The organism is Microbulbifer aggregans (assembly GCF_020524005.1).
In the GTDB taxonomy this organism is placed as follows: Bacteria; Pseudomonadota; Gammaproteobacteria; order Pseudomonadales; family Cellvibrionaceae; genus Microbulbifer; species Microbulbifer aggregans_A.
On the sequence record NZ_JAIVKK010000014.1, the window covers coordinates 19162 to 38643 of the forward strand.

Annotated in this window: 15 protein-coding genes and 1 riboswitch; of the genes, 10 read left to right on the plus strand and 5 right to left on the minus strand. The window is 58.0% G+C overall.

The genetic code is table 11. From position 1 onward, the window contains the following. Positions 1 to 46: 46 nt before the first annotated feature. The 10 genes from LC093_RS19035 to cobO all read left to right on the plus strand — a co-directional run bounded on the left by LC093_RS19035 (position 47) and on the right by cobO (position 13331). A complete protein-coding gene (locus tag LC093_RS19035; RefSeq protein ID WP_226668658.1) occupies positions 47 to 469 on the plus strand; it encodes a hypothetical protein in 423 nt (140 codons plus the stop codon). 61 nt (positions 470 to 530) lie between these two features. Next, the gene (locus LC093_RS19040) at positions 531 to 1862 is read left to right on the plus strand and encodes a TolC family protein (protein WP_226668661.1); all 1332 of its coding nucleotides are present in this window, start codon (positions 531 to 533) and stop codon (positions 1860 to 1862) included. A gap of 15 nt (positions 1863 to 1877) precedes the next feature. Next, positions 1878 to 2807 carry an efflux RND transporter periplasmic adaptor subunit gene (locus LC093_RS19045; protein WP_226668664.1) on the plus strand — a complete coding sequence of 310 codons (930 nt, stop codon included), beginning with the start codon at positions 1878 to 1880 and terminating at the stop codon, positions 2805 to 2807. An 11-nt stretch (positions 2808 to 2818) separates the two neighbouring features. Further along, positions 2819 to 5962: an efflux RND transporter permease subunit gene (locus LC093_RS19050; protein WP_226668668.1), complete on the plus strand. Its 3144-nt coding sequence runs from the start codon at positions 2819 to 2821 to the stop codon at positions 5960 to 5962. Positions 5963 to 6098: 136 nt separating this feature from the next. Next, positions 6099 to 7493 (plus strand): DNA repair protein RadA, encoded by a 1395-nt coding sequence (gene radA / locus LC093_RS19055; RefSeq protein ID WP_226668671.1) that lies wholly within the window; start codon positions 6099 to 6101, stop codon positions 7491 to 7493. A 3-nt stretch (positions 7494 to 7496) separates the two neighbouring features. After that, on the plus strand, positions 7497 to 8345 hold the full coding sequence (locus tag LC093_RS19060; protein WP_226668675.1) for an ABC transporter substrate-binding protein: 849 nt from the start codon (positions 7497 to 7499) through the stop codon (positions 8343 to 8345). Then, entirely contained in the window at positions 8329 to 9321 is a 993-nt protein-coding gene (locus tag LC093_RS19065) for a FecCD family ABC transporter permease (protein WP_226668679.1), read from the plus strand. The genes LC093_RS19060 and LC093_RS19065 overlap by 17 nt, the downstream gene beginning before the upstream one ends. Next, positions 9318 to 10100 carry an ABC transporter ATP-binding protein gene (locus LC093_RS19070; protein ID WP_226668681.1) on the plus strand — a complete coding sequence of 261 codons (783 nt, stop codon included), beginning with the start codon at positions 9318 to 9320 and terminating at the stop codon, positions 10098 to 10100. The genes LC093_RS19065 and LC093_RS19070 overlap by 4 nt, the downstream gene beginning before the upstream one ends. Before the next feature lie 235 nt (positions 10101 to 10335). Then, positions 10336 to 10518, plus strand: a riboswitch (cobalamin riboswitch). Between the two features lie 115 nt (positions 10519 to 10633). After that, positions 10634 to 12511: a TonB-dependent receptor plug domain-containing protein gene (locus LC093_RS19075; RefSeq protein ID WP_226668685.1), complete on the plus strand. Its 1878-nt coding sequence runs from the start codon at positions 10634 to 10636 to the stop codon at positions 12509 to 12511. A gap of 196 nt (positions 12512 to 12707) precedes the next feature. Next, positions 12708 to 13331 (plus strand): cob(I)yrinic acid a,c-diamide adenosyltransferase, encoded by a 624-nt coding sequence (gene cobO / locus LC093_RS19080; protein ID WP_226668688.1) that lies wholly within the window; start codon positions 12708 to 12710, stop codon positions 13329 to 13331. Between the two features lie 10 nt (positions 13332 to 13341). On the opposite strand, the gene LC093_RS19085 is transcribed toward cobO, so the two are convergent. From LC093_RS19085 to LC093_RS19105, 5 genes are all read right to left on the minus strand, one after another. After that, positions 13342 to 13710: a hypothetical protein gene (locus LC093_RS19085; RefSeq protein ID WP_226668692.1), complete on the minus strand. Its 369-nt coding sequence runs from the start codon at positions 13708 to 13710 to the stop codon at positions 13342 to 13344. After that, entirely contained in the window at positions 13707 to 14102 is a 396-nt protein-coding gene (locus LC093_RS19090; protein ID WP_226668695.1) for a hypothetical protein, read from the minus strand. The genes LC093_RS19085 and LC093_RS19090 overlap by 4 nt, the downstream gene beginning before the upstream one ends. Further along, a complete protein-coding gene (locus tag LC093_RS19095) occupies positions 14087 to 15067 on the minus strand; it encodes a hypothetical protein (protein WP_226668698.1) in 981 nt (326 codons plus the stop codon). Before LC093_RS19095 ends, LC093_RS19090 begins: the two co-directional genes overlap by 16 nt. 161 nt (positions 15068 to 15228) lie before the next feature. Continuing rightward, a complete protein-coding gene (locus tag LC093_RS19100) occupies positions 15229 to 17505 on the minus strand; it encodes a TonB-dependent receptor (RefSeq protein ID WP_226668701.1) in 2277 nt (758 codons plus the stop codon). Positions 17506 to 17913: 408 nt separating this feature from the next. Continuing rightward, complete coding sequence (locus LC093_RS19105) at positions 17914 to 19410, minus strand: coniferyl aldehyde dehydrogenase (RefSeq protein WP_226668704.1); 1497 nt, start codon at positions 19408 to 19410, stop codon at positions 17914 to 17916. Positions 19411 to 19482: the final 72 nt, after the last annotated feature.

The window sequence follows — 19482 nt, forward strand, 5'->3', positions numbered from 1 at the left end:
ATTTTGCTATGTTCCGTTTTCCATTCAATGGCTTGGGTTGTACAACTTGGCTTTCGGTTCAGTCAAACGTTTGTGCCTGATACTGGTTGCGCTTCTGGTTTTCCAGACGGCGGCAGCATTCAGTGACAGCCACGAGGATTTGTCGGCAAGTACCAGCCATTTACCGGCCAGTCACCAGGATGCCGCAGACGGCTCTCCCCACCTGGACCATCGCGCCCATTCCGGGCACTCCGCCGCGGAGCGCAGCAGCGAATATCCGCAGCTTCCGCAACTGCTGATTACAGATCACAACAGTCCGGATCTCACGCAGGATTGCAATCATTGCTGCCACTGTCACAGTGCCGGCTGCCTCGCGCTGCTCTCCAGTACCAGAGTCTCCATCTTGTCTGTCAGTGAGTGGTTCCAGCCAATCAATGCGGGTTTCCCCCGCCGTTATATTTCTGCACTTCTACGCCCTCCTATCGCCTGAGTTCCTGAATTTCGCGCCGCGTGATTGAGCGCGGCTCCTGTTCATTAACTCGGAATAAACAATGTCAGTTTTACCTAATACTGTCCGGCAGTGTGCCGGGCAGGCGTTGCTGTGTGTGATATTGCCCGCGACGCTGTTATGCGCGGGCACAGGTGCTCAGGCCGCGCCAAATAATCCGCCGCCATTGTTGTCCTTGCAAGAGGCGATGCAGCGGACTTTGCAGCAAAACCCGACGCTTGCGGTCTTTGATTTTCGCCAGAAAATGCTGGACGGGCGCGCCTATACCGCGGGGTTGAATCCCGGTGTGCGCCTGGAAACCGAATTCGAAAATATCGCCAGTGGCGATGACGGCGAAGAACCTGAAGTGACGGTGGCACTGTCGTCGGTTATCGAACTCGGCGGCAAGCGCAGCGCACGCGATCAGGTCGTCGGCGGTGAACGCCTGGTTTTGGATTCTGAGCAGCGCTTGCAGGCGTTGCAATTGATGGGCGAAGTCACTCGCCGATATGTTCGGGTGGTTGCCAGTGCCGAACGGCAGCGACTGGCGGATGACACCGTGCGCCTGGCACTGGATACCCTGAATGCCGTCTCGGCGAAAGTATCGGCAGGCGGCGCGCCGCAGGCTGAAAAGCGTCGTGCAGAGGCAGCGCTGATTCGCGCACGCATAGTGCGTGATCGTGTTGCTGCCCGGCATAAAACTGACCGGGTAATACTGGCAGGCTTGTGGGGCGACACGGCTTCGGCATCGAGCGGGAATTTTCGCGTCGATGGCAGTGTGCTGTACCAGCTGGGTTCTTCGGGGGAGTTCAATACGTTCTTTCAGCGTGCCCGGCAAAATCCAGTGCTGACCCGCTTTGCGAGCGAGGAGCGATTGAGGGCCGCGCAATTGCGGCTTGCCGAATCAGAACGCAGCCCGGATATCCAGTGGGCTATGGGGCTGCGGGGAACGGACAATGAAAGCGGCGTGGCGGACAGCGGCTCGCTGGTGCTCGGATTCAGCGCTCCCCTGTTTAGTAGCGCCCGTGCCCGGGGTTCCATTGCTTCGGCGCGGGCCGCGTTGGACAGCGTCGCAGTCGAAGAGCGCGCGGCGTTATTGAAAATTTACACGCAACTCTACGATGCGTTCTTCCGTCGGGAACAGGCGATTCAGTCCTGCCGGCAACTCCGCAGCCAAGTCATTCCCCTGTTAACCACCGCGCTCGAAGAAACCGAACGCTATTACCGTAACGGTCGCTACGGCTATCTGGAATGGGTTGCCGCGCGCGAAGAATTACTGGGTGCGCGCCGTTTGCTGATTGGCTGGGCCTCGGAAGCATTGCTTGCCGGCGCCGAAATAGAACAACTGACCGCGGTGCCCCTGACAGTGTCGTCGCCGGCAGAAAGCGTTAAATAAATTCGGGTCGATGTGATGAAAATATTCAAGTTTAGAAGTCTTGCCACTGCTCTTCGTATGCGTCACCTGCTGATGCCGGCGGCCATGCTATTGTCCTTCAGTGTTTATGCCGAACAGGATCATCATGATGGCGAGACTCGCCATATAGAGTTGAGTGAAACGGCACTCAAATATGCGCAACTGACGACGGCCATTGCGAGCCCGGGACAGGTGCAACAAAACACAAAGCTGTACGGAAAAATACTGCTCGAACCGACGGCGGTGAGCCATATCCGCGCACGCTATCCCGGGGTGGTCCAGTCCGTCGAGGTACATATCGGTGACCGCGTCGAGCGCGGGCAATTATTGGCGCGGGTGCACTCCAACGAAAGCCTGCAGGACTACCCGCTGCGTGCACCGTTTTCCGGAACGGTTACCGCCAAGCACGCGGGGCCGGGAGAATATGTCAGTGATCAGGTGCTGTTCACGGTCACGGATTACTCGAGCCTGTGGGCGGAACTGCAGGTTTTTCCCGCAAATCTCTCCCGGGTGCAGGAGGGGCAGGGGGTAAGGATCACGGCTGGCGAACAGAAATATGCCGGAACCCTTCGCAGCATCGTGCCGGCGGGAAATGATTCTCCATACAGTCGTGCGCGAGTCCGAATCGACAATGGGGATGGTCGATGGGTACCGGGTGTTTTCGTCGCCGCACAGGTGCAGATGCCCGCGCGACCGGAAGCGCTTGTGGTGGACAGCCGTGCGTTACAGCAGGTCGATGGCGAAACCGTGGTGTTTGTGCGGATGGCTCCCGGACGATTTGAAGTGCGTGACGTGATGACCGGAGAGCGGGGTGAAAAATTTACCGCAGTCCTGCGTGGCCTGACGCGCGGCGAAAACTATGTAGTGGCTAACAGTTACCTGCTCAAAGCTGAGCTGGAAAAATCCGCCGCAGAACATGCGCATTGAGGGAGACGGTAATGATTGAATCTCTACTGCGTTTTTCTATCGAGCGCCGGAAGCTGGTGCTCTGCTCTGTCATTTTTATCGTGGCGTTCGGGGTGTGGAGCTACCAGCGCCTGCCGATTGATGCCGTACCGGATATCACTAATATCCAGGTGCAGATCAATACTGAGGCTCCCGGTTATTCGCCACTGGAAGCGGAGCAGCGGGTTACCTATTACGTGGAAACAGCGCTCGCCGGGCTTCCCGGGCTGGAATATACCCGCAGTCTTTCCCGTTACGGCCTGTCCCAGGTTACTGCCGTATTCCGCGACGATACTGACTTGTACTTTGCCCGCAATCTGGTTGCTAACCGGCTGGCGACAATTCGCAGTGAATTACCCGCGGGGCTGGAGCCGCGTATGGGGCCCATTGCCACCGGGCTCGGTGAAGTGTTCATGTACACGGTAACGGCGCAACCAGACGCGGAAACCGCGAACGGACAGCCGTACGACATCACCGCACTGCGGGAAATCCAGGACTGGATCATCCGGCCGCAGTTGGCGCTGGTGCCAGGGGTGACCGAGGTCAATGCGATTGGTGGCTATCGCAAGCAGTTTCACATCACGCCCTATCCGGAAAAACTGCTGGGCTTTGGCATTACCCTGGACGATGTTGTACGCGCGCTGCGCCGCAACAACCAGAATCGCGGTGCCGGTTTTGTGGAATTGTCCGCGAGCCAGTTACTGGTGCGTTCGCCGGGTCAGTTGCAGGATATCGCGGATATAGAAAATGTTGTTGTTGCGCTTTCGGCTTCCGCCGCACCGGTGACCGTGGGCGACGTCGCCGATGTGGGGATCGGGCGCGAATTACGTACTGGCGCTGCAACAACCGATGGCCGTGAAACGGTACTGGGTACCGCCATGATGCTGGTGGGCGGGAATGCCCGAACCGTCGCTGCAGACCTGGCCGATGCACTGGAAAAATTGCAGCCATCCCTGCCGGAAGGGGTAGTGGTAACGCCGGTGTACGATCGCACGGTGCTGGTGGATAAAGCCATGGCGACGGTGCGGAAAAACCTGCTGGAAGGCGCTCTGCTGGTGATTGCCGTGCTGTTCTTTATGCTCGGGAATTTCCGCGCGGCACTGATCACCGCGGCGGTTATTCCTCTGGCCATGCTCGCCACACTGACCGGCATGCGGGCAACCGGCGTTTCTGCCAACCTGATGAGCCTGGGCGCGCTGGACTTCGGCTTGATCGTCGACGGTGCGGTAATCATTGTCGAAAATGCCATTCGCCGGCTGGCGCAGGAAGGGCGCAGCCAACCGCAGGCGTTGCCACTGAAGCAGCGCTTGCAGGTAGTTTTTAGCGCGACCAATGAAGTGATTCGCCCGAGCCTGTTCGGGGTTTTGATTATCACCCTGGTTTATATTCCGCTGTTTTCTCTCACCGGCGTGGAAGGAAAAATGTTTCACCCTATGGCGGCGACAGTGGTGATGGCGCTACTGGCGGCAATGCTATTCTGCTTTACTCTGGTGCCCGCCGCGGTGGCGCTCTTGCTGCGCGGACCGGTACGCGAACGGGAAAATATCGCACTGCGGGGCCTGAAAAAACTCTACCGCCCGCTGTTGCTGGCAGCCTTGCAACTGCGCTGGCTGGTACTGCTTTTCGCATTTTCCCTGGTCGCACTGTGCAGCTGGCTCGCGACGACACTGGGCTCGGAATTTATTCCACAGCTGAATGAGGGTGATGTGGCGCTGCACGCGATGCGTATCCCCGGCACCGGCCTGGAACAGTCCGTGGCGATGCAGCAACAAGTTGAGCAGGTGCTGATGGAATTCCCGCAGGTGAAGCGGGTCTTTTCCAAAATCGGCACTCCGGAAGTCGCCACGGACCCGATGCCGCCCAATGTGGCGGATACCTTCGTCATGCTGAAACCTCGCGCTGACTGGCCCAATCCCGGCCTCGCCCACGCAGAACTGATCGTGCAAATGCAGCAGGTACTGGCAGACCTGCCCGGCAACAACTACGAATTCACCCAGCCGATCCAGATGCGCTTCAACGAGCTGATTTCCGGCGTACGCGCTGATCTCGCTATCAAGGTGTTTGGGGACGATTTGGCACAGCTGCGTAAAACTGCCGGGAACATACTGGCACAGGTAGAAACTGTCGATGGCGCGGCCGATGCACGGGTGGAGCAGGTGGATGACCTTCCGGTGTTATCCATTGCACCGAAGCGTGTGGCACTGGCGCAATATGGACTCGACCTGGCGGTTTTACAGGACCTGGTCGCGGCGGCGATTGGCGGTGAGACCGCGGGCCAGATCTACCAGGGTGATCGCCGCTTTGAACTGGTTGTGCGCCTGCCGGAAAATTTGCGCCGCGATGTACGCGGCTTTGCTTCCCTACCAGTACCACTGCCCACTGGTGGTTTTGTCCCGCTGGAAGAAGTGGCGACTATCCAATGGTTGCCTGCACCGGGACAGGTAAGCCGGGAGAATGGCAAGCGTCGGGTGGTGGTACCGGCGAATGTGCGCGGCCGGGATCTGGGTTCCTTTGTGCAGGAGGTGCAACAACGGGTTTCCAGTTCAGTCAGCCTGCCACCGGGGTACTGGCTGGATTACGGTGGTACCTTCGAACAATTGCAATCGGCGAGCAATCGTCTGGCGGTGGTCGTGCCCCTGACGCTGTTGTTGATTCTGGGTTTGCTGCTGCTGGCTTTTGGTTCTTTGAGAGACGCTTTGATTATTTTCACCGGCGTGCCACTGGCGCTCACCGGTGGGGTGTTGGCGTTATGGTTACGGGATATGCCGCTGTCGATATCTGCGGGTGTTGGCTTTATCGCGCTGTCGGGCGTTGCGGTGCTGAACGGACTGGTCATGTTGTCGTTTATCCGTGAACGCTGGCGGGAGAGCGGTGAGCTGTATACATCGATTGTGGACGGAGCCATGCTGCGTTTACGCCCGGTGCTGATGACGGCACTGGTGGCGAGCCTCGGGTTTGTGCCGATGGCGTTGAATACCGGGACTGGCGCGGAGGTGCAGAGGCCGCTGGCGACGGTAGTGATAGGAGGAATTATTTCCTCCACGCTGCTGACGTTGGTCGTTTTGCCGGTTTTGTACCAGTGGGTACATGGGCGGATTCGGGGCTCTCGGTTTTCCACATCCCTGACGGAGGGGTAAACTGCGACCCCTATTAGCGCCTTGAACATAGTTTCGGGCGCCTAGCTCGTGTCTCGGAAGTTCACACCGGATAGCGGCACCACCACAAAGCTAGAAAAGAACTGATACCACCGCACCAAGAACTGAGAGAAACACCTTGGCCAAAAAATCCAAAACCGCATTTGTCTGTAATGAATGCGGAGCCGACTACAGCAAATGGGCGGGCCAGTGCAGTGCCTGCGGGGCGTGGAACAGTCTCAGCGAAGTGCGGCTGGGGCCGGCGCATACCGACAGTCGCTCCGCCAACTTTACTGATGCCCAGGCCGGTTATGCCGGTGCGGCGGGGCAGGGCAAGGTGCAGAAGCTCTCCGAGATCGACCTCAGCGAGCTGCCACGCATTCCCACCAATGCCAGTGAGCTGGACCGGGTACTCGGCGGCGGGCTGGTGCCCGGGTCGGTGGTGTTGATCGGCGGGCACCCCGGTGCCGGCAAGTCCACCGTGCTGCTGCAGACCCTGTGCCACCTCTCACAAAACCTGCCGGCCCTGTACGTGACCGGCGAGGAATCGCTGCAACAGGTGGCCATGCGTGCCAAACGCCTGGGCCTGCCGGCCGACCACCTGCAAATGCTGTCCGAGACCAACGTCGAGCAGATCTGCCTCACCGCCGGCGAAGTAAAACCGAAAGTCATGGTGGTGGACTCCATCCAGGTCATGCATATGGCCGAAGTGCAGTCCGCACCGGGGTCTGTAGCGCAGGTGCGCGAAAGCGCCGCCTACCTGACCCGTTATGCCAAGCAGACCGGCACCGCACTGATACTCGTCGGCCACGTCACCAAAGACGGCAGCCTCGCCGGCCCGAAAGTACTCGAACACATCATCGACTGCTCGATCATGCTGGAAGGCACCCACGACTCCCGCTTCCGCACCCTGCGCGCGCACAAAAATCGTTTCGGCGCGGTGAACGAGCTGGGCGTATTCGCGATGACCGAGCAAGGGCTGAAGGAAGTGTCCAACCCCTCCGCCATCTTCCTGCAGCGCGCGGACGAAATCGCCGCGGGCTCCGTGGTCACCACCATCTGGGAAGGCACCCGCCCGCTGCTGGTGGAGCTTCAGGCCCTGGTGGATGACAGCAGCCTCGGCAATCCGCGCCGGGTCGCCGTGGGCCTGGATCAGAACCGCCTCAACATGCTGCTGGCCGTACTGCACCGCCACGGCGGCGTGCTGGTGGGTGACCAGGATGTCTTTATCAACGTGGTGGGCGGCGTGAAGGTCATGGAAACCAGCGCCGACCTGACACTGCTGGTGTCGGTGGTCTCCAGTTTCCGCAATCGCCCGCTGCCACGCGACATGGTGGTGTTTGGCGAGGTGGGCCTGGCGGGGGAAATCCGTCCGGTGCCGTCCGGGCAGGAGCGTCTCAGGGAAGCCGCCAAGCACGGTTTCCGCAAGGCGATCGTGCCGGCCGGCAACCGCCTGAAAAACGATATCGAAGGCATGGAAGTGGTGGCGGTGAAAACTCTCGCAGAAGCACTCAACGCCATCGAGATGAGCTAATTCATGGGGCGCCAGGGAAGGACGACCCGACTGCGGGCATGGCTGATATGCGGATTGTGGCTGTGTGCCGTACCGGCGCTAGCGGCCGAGCGCATCGCCTCCCTGAACCTGTGCCTGGACCAGATACTGCTGAGCTGGGTTCCACCAAATAACATTGTCTCCGTCACCTGGCTCTCGGGCCAGGATCAATATCGTCGCGCGCCGATTCCCGAGCACATCTACTTGAACCGCGCCCAGGCCGAAGAGCTGCTGCCGCTCACCCCCGACCTGATACTCACCGGACAGTTTGGTGCGCAACGCGCCGCGGCGCGCCTGGAACAGCTGGGCTTTCCCGTGGTTCGCATTCCCGATGCCTACAGCCTGGAACAATTGCAGGCGCAACTGACCGCGCTGGGTAAAGCGCTGGGGCCGCTGCCACAGCTGACTGCGCAGGAAAAACAACTGGCCGACCTGCTCGCAGATAACCCTTCCGCAGGCCATGAACAAAGCAAGCCCCGCGCCCTGATCCTATCCGCCAATAACATTACCTATGGCAGCGGCATGCTGGAACACCAGCTGCTTACCCGCGCCGGCTTCACCAATCTCGCGGCCGAAGAAGGGGTGAATCAGCTGGGGCGAGTCAGCCTGGAACAGGTCATCGCGCTGGCGCCAGATCTGCTGGTGTTTTACGGCGGCGCGCAGGACTTTGCCATTGCCCACCTCGCGGAACGCCACCCGGTATTAAAACAATATATCGCCAGCGGTCGTACCTATCGCCTGCCGGAGCAACTGGGCTATTGCCCGGCACTGGCGGTGGTGGATGTGCTGCAACAACTGAAAAAGAAGAGAGCGGAAATTGTCGACGCGGAATAAAACCCTCATTGCAGTGCTGCTGGCCGCTTTGCCGGTTGCCATGCTGCTGGCCCTGTCCAGCGGGCCGGTCGCCATCGACCTGCCGGCGGCCATCGCCAGTGGCTGGCGCAGTGACAGCAGCGATAGCGTCATCCTGTGGCAGTTACGCCTGCCGCGTGCGGTACTGGCTCTATTGGTGGGCGCGGCACTTGGCCTGGGCGGTGCTGCTATGCAGGGGATGCTGCGCAACCCGCTCGCGGAGCCAGCCTTACTGGGGGTGAGCAGCGGCGCGGCCCTGGCTGCCATTCTGGTGCTGTATTACGGCGCGGCGGTCAGCGGATTAATGCTGCCCCTGCTCGCGATCACCGGTGCGCTGCTCGCTGTTGGCAGTGTGTGGCTGCTGGCCGGTCGCGGTGCCAGTGCCAGCCGGCTGGTACTGGCGGGGGTCGCGATTAATGCGTTTCTGTCGGCACTGATGGCGCTGGCCCTGAATTACGCCCCGAGCATGTTTGCGATGCAGGAAATCGTCTTTTGGCTGCTCGGTTCACTGGCCAACCGCGGCTGGGATCAGGTACTGCTGGCGCTGCCATTTATCGTTGCCGGCGCCATCATGCTGTTTCTCGCGCGCAACTACCTGCGCGCGCTCTCTCTCGGTGAAACCAGCGCGGCATCCCTCGGGTTTGCCGGCCGGCGCTATCCACTGCTGGTGCTGTTCGGCATCGCGTTTGCGGTGGGCAGCTCCGTGGCCGTCGCCGGCACCATCGGGTTTATCGGCCTTGTAGTGCCGCACCTGATGCGCCCCTTGGTCGGCCAGGACCCGGGGCGGCTGCTGTGGGTCAGTGCGCTGGCCGGCGCATTGTTGCTGCTGTTGGCGGATGTGCTGGTGCTCAATACGGTCGGCACCCAGGAATTGCGTATTGGTGCGGTGACCGCGTTTATCGGTGCACCATTCTTTTTCTGGTTGATCGTCAGCGGGCGGCGGGAGATGAGCCTGTGAGCGATGTGCAGAGTCTCGAATTTAACTGCCGCGACCTGACGCTGACGCGAAATCATCGCAGGGTATTGGAGGGTATCAGTTGTGCCTTCAGGCCCGGCGAGCTCACCGCGGTAATTGGCCCCAACGGTGCCGGCAAGAGCAGCCTGCTGGGTTGTCTCGCCGGCATTTATGCCGCTGATACGGGGCAGCTGTGCATCGGTGAGCGTGAATTCAATCGTATTGCGGCGGCGGAGCGGGCACAGCTGTGTGCCTATCTGCCGCAGCAGGAAGCACCGGCCTGGAGCCTGGCGGCTCAGGATCTGGTGGCGCTGGGGCTGCTGCCCTGGGGGCGTTCGATCGACCGGGCAGCGAAGGCCCGCCGCTCCCTGCTGGCATTGCAGCAGGTGGACGCCGGGCACCTGGCGGCGCGGCCAGTGACACAGCTTTCTGGTGGTGAGTTACGGCGCGTGCAGCTGGCAAGGCTGTTAGTGGGGGATGCGCCCTTGCTGATCGCCGATGAGCCCGGCGCGGCACTGGATATCCGTCACCAGTTACAGCTGATGCAGACCTTCCGCCAGCAGGCGGACACGGGTAAAACCGTGATCCTTGCGCTGCACGACCTAGGGCTTGCGGCGCGCTATTGTGACCGGATTCTTCTGCTGCACAACGGATCGCTTGCGGCACAGGGTTCTGCCGAAGAGGTACTGACGCCGGCGCGGGTAGGTGAGGTGTATGGCATACACAGTGAATTCCGCTGGCGTGACGGGCGCCCGGAGTTTGTTGCTGGCGACTTATTGTGATTCTTCCCACGACTACATGATCCGCCCCGAATCAAGTGCGGTGGCGGTACAGCTACCGGGTGTAGCTCTGTGCGACACGCCGTAAACCCATCCATGGGGGCTCGGCTGCGGCCGTCCTGGCCGCAGACGGTCTCACAAAGCTACACCCGGTATCTGTACCTTCGCGTTGAGCCCACAGTTTTAAATCTAATCAGTCCTGACCAGCCCTTCATTCCCGCATTCACACAATTCCTATATACTCGCGCCCTCTCTAGGTGCCCAGCAGTCATAGCCGCCACAAGCGGTTGTCTTGGCTGGGTTAAACGGGAAGTCCGGTGTGAGTATTTTAAATCCGGCGCTGCCCCCGCAACGGTGATTCGTTTTCCGCAGTCAGCAGAGAACTATAAGCCCGATACCGGCCTTGAGGACAGTAACTGCGATAAAGCGGAGGGCTTTGTCCGGGCTAGTCATTCATTGCCGGTGTGCGCGCATGCCTGTCTTTGTCGCCCGTCTCCCCTCCCTCAATCGAACGCATTTTCAGATTGGGGAATACCATGAAAAAAAATCTGCTCGCCAGCGCGATTGTCGCCAGCGCCTCGGCATTCGTGCAAACCGCCACGGCGGAAAGCACTGCCACTCCCGTCGATCAAACATTGGAACAGGTTGTTGTTACCGCCAGTCGGGTCGAAATTCCACGCGCGCAGACGGCGGTATCTGTTTCCGTACTGACGTCTGTGGATATCGAAAAGCTCGGTTATGCCACCCTGATGGATGTGGTCAAAACCCTGCCGGGGATTTCCGTCAGCAATAACGGCGGCCTGGGTAAAGTCAGCAATATTTATGTGCGCGGGGAGTCCGGTTCCCGCACCCTGGTATTACTGGACGGCGTGAACGTGGCCGATCCGACCAATACCCAGGTTACCACCCAGTTCCAGCACCTGCTTGCCAGCGACGTGGAGCGCATCGAAGTGCTGCGCGGGCCTCAGGGCATGATGTACGGCGCCGGTGCCGGCGGTGTGATCAATATCATTACCAAACGCGCGCAAAAACCGCTGGAGTTGCAGCTCAGTGCGGAGACCGGCCGTTACAACACCAATCGCAATCAGGTGGCACTGCGCGGTGAACAGGCCGGTTGGAATTACAAACTGAACCTGAGTCAGCTCGATTCCGACGGCTTCAATGCGCGTGAAAGTGATTCCAGTGGCGAGCGTGATGGCTATGACAACCGCACTACCAGTGCGAGTCTCGGCTATGCATTCAGTGAACAATTTTCTGTCGAAGGGCAGGTGCGCCAGATCGACGCGGATACTGAATTCGACGGCTGTTACGCGGGTTGGAACGCCAGTGACGACTGTGAAGAGCAGTATCAGCAGACCACTTACCAGTTGGCCGGGAACCTGAATACCGGCGCGGTTGCCCACAAGGCCGCGATATCCAGCCAGCAACTGGAGCGCGACAGCCTGGCGCAGGGTGCCAGCAGTTATGCGGTGGAAGGCCGTATCGATGAGTGGAATTACTCCGGAAACTGGAACCTGGATGCTGGCGCGATTTCCTGGGGCGCGGATCTGGACGAGCAGGAGTATGAGACCGGAAGTGACCGACACTCGGTCGATATCCTCGGGCTCTACGGTGAGTGGCGCGCTGATGTGGCGGGTAAGGTTTTCTATACTCTGGGTTACCGCCATGATCGCCTGGAAGACGAAGATCACGACAGCTGGCGTGTCTCCGCCGCCGTGCCGCAATTGATCGGTGACAACCAACAGATCAAATATCGCGTCAGTGCGAGCACCGGCTTTCGCGCACCCAGTCCATACGAGGTGGCGACCAATCTGGTCGGCGGTGTAGCACCGGTAGGTCCGGAGACCAGTCGTGGTTTTGAGCTGGGCATGGAGTACAGCTTCGCAGAATTGCTGCAATTGGAATTGGTTGCCTTCCGCCAGACCGTCAGCGATGCCATCGTGTATGTGAGCGGTCTCGGCTCGGGCTGGGGCGCCTATGCGCAGGATGAAGGCGAGAGTGACTCGGAAGGGTATGAACTCTCCCTTTCAGGAAAATTCACCGACTCTGCCCGCTGGTATGCCAATGGCACCTGGCTGGATAGTACAGACAGTGCCGGTGAGCAGCGATTGAATGTGGCGCAGGAGGTGTACAACCTGGGAGTGAATTACAGCCTGCTGGACGAGCGCCTGAGCCTTTCCGGCAACTGGCGATACGTTGCTGACCGGGATAGCCTCAATCCTGTATGGGGTGAGCCGGCACTGGCGCTTGACAGCTACAACCGGCTGGACCTGAATGCGAAATACGATTTCAGTGATCGGTTAGCTTTTACCCTGCGTGGGGAAAACCTGCTCGACGAAGGTTACCGCGAGGTGGCTGGTTTCAACACGGCCGGGGCCGCAGTCTACGCGGGTATTCAGTTCAGTCTGGACTGATCCGTTCGGAATAGCGGGCCGCCGGGCCCGCTTTCTGGTGCTCTCTTTCCCTACCTACGGGCGCGCGCTGGCGGCCCGATACTCCACAACCTGTCGGCAATCGTTCCGTATCGGATCGCCAGCGCGCTTTCGCTCGACGACTTGTGCGCTTCGATTCCTGTTATGCTTTCAATCAAATTATTTTTAGTGGTTTGTTATGAGCAATTCTGAAAACGACAAACAGCAGCGTCATAAAAAACGTATGCAGGTGCGCAAGGAAATTGTGGACGCCGGTGTCGCAAAGGCGCTGGAAGAACGCGGGATTTTTATCGTCTACACCGGTGACGGCAAGGGGAAGACCACCGCCGCTATGGGAACAGTTACCCGCGCGCTCGGTTATGGTTACAAGGTCGTGGTGGGACAATTTATCAAAGGCGTATGGGAGTGCGGCGAGAAGAACCTGTTGAGCCAATTGCCTCCTGAGCAATACCCGTTGCAGTGGTTTGAAATGGGCACGGACTTCACCTGGGAAACCCAGGACTTCGAGGCCGATAAAGCCGCCGCGCTGGCTGTATGGGAAAAGCTGAAAGCGGCCCTGGCGGATGAGTCCGTGTATCTGGTAGTGATGGATGAACTGACCTACGCGCTGAACTACAAATGGCTGGATAAAGGCGAGGTGCTGTCCGCAATCGAGAACCGGCCGAAAGAACAGAGTGTGATCGTTACCGGGCGTGGGGCTAAACAATACCTCATGGATATTGCTGATACCGTAACGGAGATGAGGTCGCAGAAGCATGCGTTTGAGAGTGGTGTTTCGGCACGAAAGGGCGTGGAGTGGTAGGGGGTGATTGTTAAAATCCAAGCTCAATTAATATGACGATACTTGCCAAATAGAGAAAAGCTATCCAAAAAGACCAAAATACGGATGCTCCGAATGCCTGCTCAAACTTATTGGTGTTTTTTCGAATAAGAGTGGGGTTTGAAATGTAGAAGGATATTGAAGAGTTTTCTACTTTGTTTATCCATGGTTTTGGTACAGCCAATGCCGCCGCTACTTTGAATACGTCTCTTCCACCTATGAACCTTGTTCCCAAGTCGTAGTCCAATTCCGGTATCTTGCGTAACCGACGAACAGTTAAAAATCCGAAGGTGACATACTGTGACCATGACAAGACAAGGCCGACTACGGTAAGTGGGCCGAAAATAGAGTCGTTTATCATTGAGTTGTGGGTCCGCTGAATAAATCATGCGCGAGCATTATTGCAATTAATAGTCCTGTGGATAAAAAAAAGAACGTGAAGGTTTTTGCGATAATTTTGTCCAATTTGTTAGTGTTCTTTTCTATTGATCGAAAGTCGGCATTTAAAAAAGATGCCGGACTTTTTTCCATTTTTTCATTCCAGGACCTCGGTAGAGATAGAGCTTGGGCGACATTGAGTATGTCCCAGCCGCTCACAAACTCTACGCCCAGAGAATCCTTGGTTTCTGTATTTTTCCTTAATCTTTTAACGGTTATCTGGCCGAGAAGAACATAAAAGATACAGGTTATGAGCATGAAGCCGAAAAAGAATGTGAAAATTATTTCTCCGGTTGTCATTATTGGTTCATCCATTGTGTGATCCTGTCATAGGTGCTTCCGGCATTCTTTTGGGTTTTGTTGGTAGCATAAATTGTTGCACCTGCCGTGCTTGCAGCGACAAGGGCACCTCCTGCGATTACGACTAGACCGGCCCATCCTACGGGGGTCAAGGCTAGCGTGAAAATGAGGGCAGCTGATCCTACTTTGGCTGTAATTAGCCCTGCAGTAGCACCAGCGGCGAATGTGCTCGACTCAACAAACAAGTCTCGCTCCCAATCTCCGTCGGCTTGGTAGCTATTGTGTATTTTGCCAATTCTTGAACCAAAATCTATGACTGCTAAACCATTGCCAAGCACTTTAGTGTACTGACTGAACTTGACCAGCTTATGCGCTTGGATTTCATTGCTTAACTGCAATTTGGCCACACTACGGCTGCTGCTGGCGATGTTGATACCACGTTCGGCACTGGTAAGTGGAGTGCCGCGACGGGAGCGGATGTGGCTGGTAGCTGCGTTCAGTTCTGCTCGGAACTGGGCCTGCATCCTGTCGAAAGCATTGTGTGCCTGCTGTTTTAGTTGAGCCTGGTTGGCAGCCCGGCTCTGTTTTGCATCCCGGTAGGTCAGCAGTGCTGCCTGGTACCTTTTTACCGATTCGGCAAAGCCTGTGATCCGCTCACCATAGACACTGGTCGAAGCGCCGGTGAGGGCAATATTGTAATCCCGCAACTGGTCCATCATCGCCGCAATGGCGATGGTGTTGTCCTCACCAAAGGTTAATGACAGGTCGGTGACGGAGCGGGCGACCTGCGGCGGGGCGAGCAGTGTCTGGATGCGTTTGCCCTGGCTGTCGCTATGGCTGTTGAGCAGGTAGGGCGTATTGGCGCGGGCGATTCTTGGGTCGGGGCAGTGTGGTGCGGAATATTGTTGCAGGTTGGCGTTGCAGGCTTGTTGTATGGCCGGGGACGTCATGTCCCTGTTGCACAGCAGAAGAGTGCTCATTTTCAGATCCTTTTGAAAATGGTGTGAAATCGAGAAGGGAAAATACTAATCGATCTGCGTGCTGGATTCAGAAGAATTGAAGGTAAACCCGTACCAGTTGCCAATAAAAAAAGCGCCTCATTTGAGGCGCTTTTGGTTTGCAGTGAATTAATCGAGGAACATCAGAGTTTCCAGTTAAAACGCACACCGGCCGTGCGCGGTTGGCCCCAGACGCCGTAGCCCCAGTCGCTGCCCAGGGAGTTCTGGTAGGTGAAGTACTCTTCATTGGCCAGATTTCTGGCGAACGCCTCTACGCTGTAGGCGTCGGTGGGGGAGTGCCAGCTGATTTTGGCGTTGGCGAGGCCATAGGCCTGATGCCGAGAGTAGGGGTCGTTTTCGATTTGCAGGTAGTGGTCGTCCTGCCACGCATAGTCCCCCTGGAATACCAGCTCGCCGCTTTCACCCAGGCTCATGTAATAACGGGCCATCAGGTTGTAAGTAAAACCCGGTGCCGAGGGCAGTTCGTTGCCGTCGAGCGTATAGGCATCGCCGGCAACAAAAAATATCTGGTCGGAATCGAATCCGGTACTGAGCCAGCCGGCGCCGGCGATTACTTCGAAGTTGTCGGTGATCGGTGCGGTTAACTCGATTTCAGCGCCGGTGCCAGTAACATCGCCGGCATTGGTAATCACACTGCCTTCATCGACGCTGATAAATACCTGAGCCTGGTAGTCTTCCACGGTGTAATGGAAAGCTGCCGCGTTCAGTCGATAGACATCCGCGAGTGTGGTTTTCAGGCCCAGCTCGAAGTTTTCAATCGTCTCTGCACCTACCGGGTCCGTGGCGAGATCGTTCGCGTTGTAGCTACCGGAAAAGCCGCCGCTTTTGAAACCTGTGGAATAGCTGGCGTAGGCCAGTGTGCCCGATGCGGGACGCCAGTCGAGGCCGATACGGCCGGTGGTGGCGTTATCACTAAGATCTTTTTGTGTGTCGACGGCATCCGCATAAAAACTGGGGCCGGCATCCTGGGTAAAGTCGCGCTCCTCTTCGGTATAGCGGAGGCCACTGACCAGGGTCAGCGTAGAAGAGAGGTCGTATTCCAGCTGGCCGAACAGGGCCCACGATTCGCTGTCGAGGGTGACGATCTCCCGGTGCCAGAGGCCGTCTGCTGTAGTCGGTGCCTCTGTGACCAGACCGCGGTCATCCTTGTAGTAGTAGAAGCCGGTTACCCAGTTGCTGCTTTCGGTACTGCCGCTCAGGCGGAATTCCTGGGTGTACTGTTCTGCATCGACACCGTACTGCTCGTCGAAGTAAACGATCGCGGTACCGTCGCCGTCATCCTGCAGGAACTTATCCAGTTCTTCGTAGGCAGTGATGGAGGTGAGCGTGATATTTTCGAAATCCCAGCTCAGTGTTGCGGAGGTACCGAATGTATCGATCTGGGTACCCAACCCGTTCGCGGCGCCACTGGCGACATGCTCCGGATCAAACTTTCCATCTACGGCCTCGGCGCCGGTCATATTGAACGATTCACTGGTACAGAGTCCGCTCTGGATTCGGCCGATGGAACAGGTCGGTGCGCCGGCGTCGATCTCCGGATCCGGATCGGCGTATTCCAAATAGCCCATATGCGCAAAGCCGACAGATTGCTGGTCGGCACTGCTGCCGTGCACATTCAGCAGCAGGCTGCCGCTGTCGCTGAGGTCGAATTCCAGTTGTGTGCGGTAGCCGAAACTGTCGGTGTCGTTGAGTTTGTCGCCGGTGACGGTGTTGGTCTGCCAGCCGTCGTTCTGGGTGCTTTTGACGGCGACACGTCCGCGCACGCTGTCGCTGATCGGCCCGCTCATGCTGCCTTCGAGAATGCTCTCGGAGTAGGTGCCGATGCTGGCGCTGACGTTGGCTTCAAATTCTTCGGTGGGTTTGCGCGAAACATAATGCACGAGGCCGCCGGTGGTGTTGCGGCCGTAGAGGGTACCCTGGGGACCGCGCAGTACTTCGACGCGTTCGAGGTCGAACAGCTGGATCGCGGAGCCGGCGGGGTTGCCGCGATAGACGTCGTCGACGTAGATGGAAACGGGGGATTCCCAGGAGTCGGAGAAGTTCACCAGGCTGATGCCGCGGAGGCTGACGGAGGGGCTGGAGGCTTCGCCGAAGATGGCGAAGAAGTTCATGTTGGGAACCTGCTGGGTGATATCCAGTCCTTCTTCAAAACCCATTTTGTCGATGGCGTCGCCGGAGAAGGCGCTGACGGCGACGGAGACATCCTGCATGGACTGTTCGCGTTTCTGTGCGGTTACGGTCACTTCTTCGAGGACGGATTGCTGATCGGCGAGGGCGGGTAGGGCGTTGATCCCGGCGGTGAGTGCGATGGCACTGGCCAGTAGTTTTCGGGTTGAAGTAGGGCGTTGTGATGGCTCTGCGTCAGAATGGTGATGGTGGCTGCGATTTGGTGCAGACATGTTTTTCTCCTTGTGATCGCGCGTGTTCCGTAAAGATCCGTGTTGGGTTGCGCGATGTGATGACGGGCGTTGTTGCCCGGAGTGCACGACGATGTTGCATCGTCGCAAATGTGCTGGAGGCCCTTTGAAATAAAAGAGTCCAGGAAAAAAGAGCGCCAGCATGGCATTGCTCTACGAAAACCCTACAAAAAATATGGGTTGATCGCAATTTGGTGTGTTGGGGGGATCGGAAATGGTGGTTCTAAAACCAGCGCGGTGGCGGCAAATCACTGGGTAACTGTTTTCAGAACCGCTGTGCATACATCCCTGTAAGCTGCGTCGGCGACGTCCCTGTCGCCGACGCTTCTGAAAACAGTTACCCAGCGCTTTGCCTTCGCATTAACTTCATGCGCTTTAATAGGCCCGCTGCTATTTTGTCAAACGCAGCATTAATTTCATCATCTTGTCCGCTACGTTTCCGTAGGGTGGCATCAGGAATTTCAGTGGATCCAGCGGCCCCTGATAAAACACCGGGCGCAGTTTGGAGAAGGTGATAAAACCTTCGTAGCCGTGGTAGTGGCCCATGCCGCTCTCGCCGACACCGCCGAACGGAATATCGTGCTGGCCAACGTGCAGTACCGCATTGTTGACGCTCACTCCGCCAGACATCACGTGATCGATATAAAAATCCCGTAGCGACTTGTCGTTGGTGAACGGATAAATCGCCAGCGGACGGTCGCCCTTGTTGATGTACGCGGCTACTTCCTCGCGGTTGTTGTAGGTCTTGATCGGCAACAGCGGGCCGAAGATTTCCCGCTGCATGATGTCCATGTCTTCGCTGACATTCAGCACCAGGTGTGCGGGGAATTTCTGGATGGCGTCGTCGCGGCTGCCCTGGCCATCGGTGAGGTCGATCACCGTTGCCCCTTTCTGTGCCGCGTCGTCGAGGGTTTTCCACAGGCGGCGGAACGAGGGTTCGTCGATTACCGCGGTGTAATCCGGGCTCTGGATATCCGGGTAGCGCTTGCGGAACAGTTCTTTGGCCTTTGCGACAAAGGCGTCCACCTTGTCTTCCGGCAACAGCAGGTAATCCACGGTGGTACAGATCTGGCCGGCGTTGAACAGTTTCCAGAACAGGATGCGCTCACACGCGGTATCGATATTGAAATCCGGGCCCACAATCGCAGGCGATTTGCCGCCCAGTTCCAGGGTGACCGGGGTGAGGTTGGCGGCGGCGGAGGCCATTACCTTGCGGCCGGTAGCGCCGGAGCCGGTAAAGATCAGGTGGTCGAATTTCAGCTTGGAAAACTCGACGCCGGTTCCGCCGGCTTCTTCGATAAATACCAGCTTGTCTTCGGGGAAATAGTCACCGCTGATGCGCTTTAACAGCGCGGCCAGGGTGCTGGAATTCCCCGACATTTTGACCATGGCACGGTTGCCGGCGGCGAAGATATTGATCAGCGGGCCGAAGGACAGGTTCACCGGGAAGTTCCACGGTACGATGACACCGACTACGCCCAGTGGTTGCGGTATCACTTTGGTGGAGGAGGTGGGGAAGGCGGTGAAGTCGATGTGGCGGCGCTGGGGCTTCATCCACTTTTTCACCCGCTTGATGGTGTCTTTGATGCTGTCCAGGGCCGGAAAAATTTCCGCAAACAGGGTCTCGTGATGGGAGCGGTTGCCGTAGTCGGCATTCACTGCACGGACGATCTCGTCCTGGTGCTCACGGATCATGCGCCCCAGGGCCTTGAGGTCCTGAACCCGTTGCTCATAGCTGGAGATGGGGGCCGCGAGATAGGCCTGGCGCTGGCGTTGCAGCAGCTGCTCTAGCATGTATACCTGCTCCGTAGGTTCCGCTGCGGGAGCCTCGTTTACCGGGACGTGGGCTGTGGTGGTGGTAGTGTCGGCCATGGTGTCAGTGGTCATCGCGATTCCCTTTATTTTTTTAGCGGGTAGTCGGGGGCCGGCTATCGGGGCACCGGCCAGGCGCGCAAGCGT

Coding starts and splice junctions, on each gene's coding strand:
- LC093_RS19040 (WP_226668661.1), top strand. CDS start 531: ATGTCAGTTTTACCTAATACTGTCCGGCAGTGTGCCGGGCAGGCGTTG.
- LC093_RS19045 (WP_226668664.1), top strand. CDS start 1,878: ATGAAAATATTCAAGTTTAGAAGTCTTGCCACTGCTCTTCGTATGCGT.
- LC093_RS19050 (WP_226668668.1), top strand. CDS start 2,819: ATGATTGAATCTCTACTGCGTTTTTCTATCGAGCGCCGGAAGCTGGTG.
- LC093_RS19060 (WP_226668675.1), top strand. CDS start 7,497: ATGGGGCGCCAGGGAAGGACGACCCGACTGCGGGCATGGCTGATATGC.
- LC093_RS19075 (WP_226668685.1), top strand. CDS start 10,634: ATGAAAAAAAATCTGCTCGCCAGCGCGATTGTCGCCAGCGCCTCGGCA.
- cobO (WP_226668688.1), top strand. CDS start 12,708: ATGAGCAATTCTGAAAACGACAAACAGCAGCGTCATAAAAAACGTATG.
- LC093_RS19085 (WP_226668692.1), bottom strand. CDS start 13,710: ATGATAAACGACTCTATTTTCGGCCCACTTACCGTAGTCGGCCTTGTC.
- LC093_RS19090 (WP_226668695.1), bottom strand. CDS start 14,102: ATGGATGAACCAATAATGACAACCGGAGAAATAATTTTCACATTCTTT.
- LC093_RS19095 (WP_226668698.1), bottom strand. CDS start 15,067: ATGAGCACTCTTCTGCTGTGCAACAGGGACATGACGTCCCCGGCCATA.
- LC093_RS19100 (WP_226668701.1), bottom strand. CDS start 17,505: ATGTCTGCACCAAATCGCAGCCACCATCACCATTCTGACGCAGAGCCA.
- LC093_RS19105 (WP_226668704.1), bottom strand. CDS start 19,410: ATGACCACTGACACCATGGCCGACACTACCACCACCACAGCCCACGTC.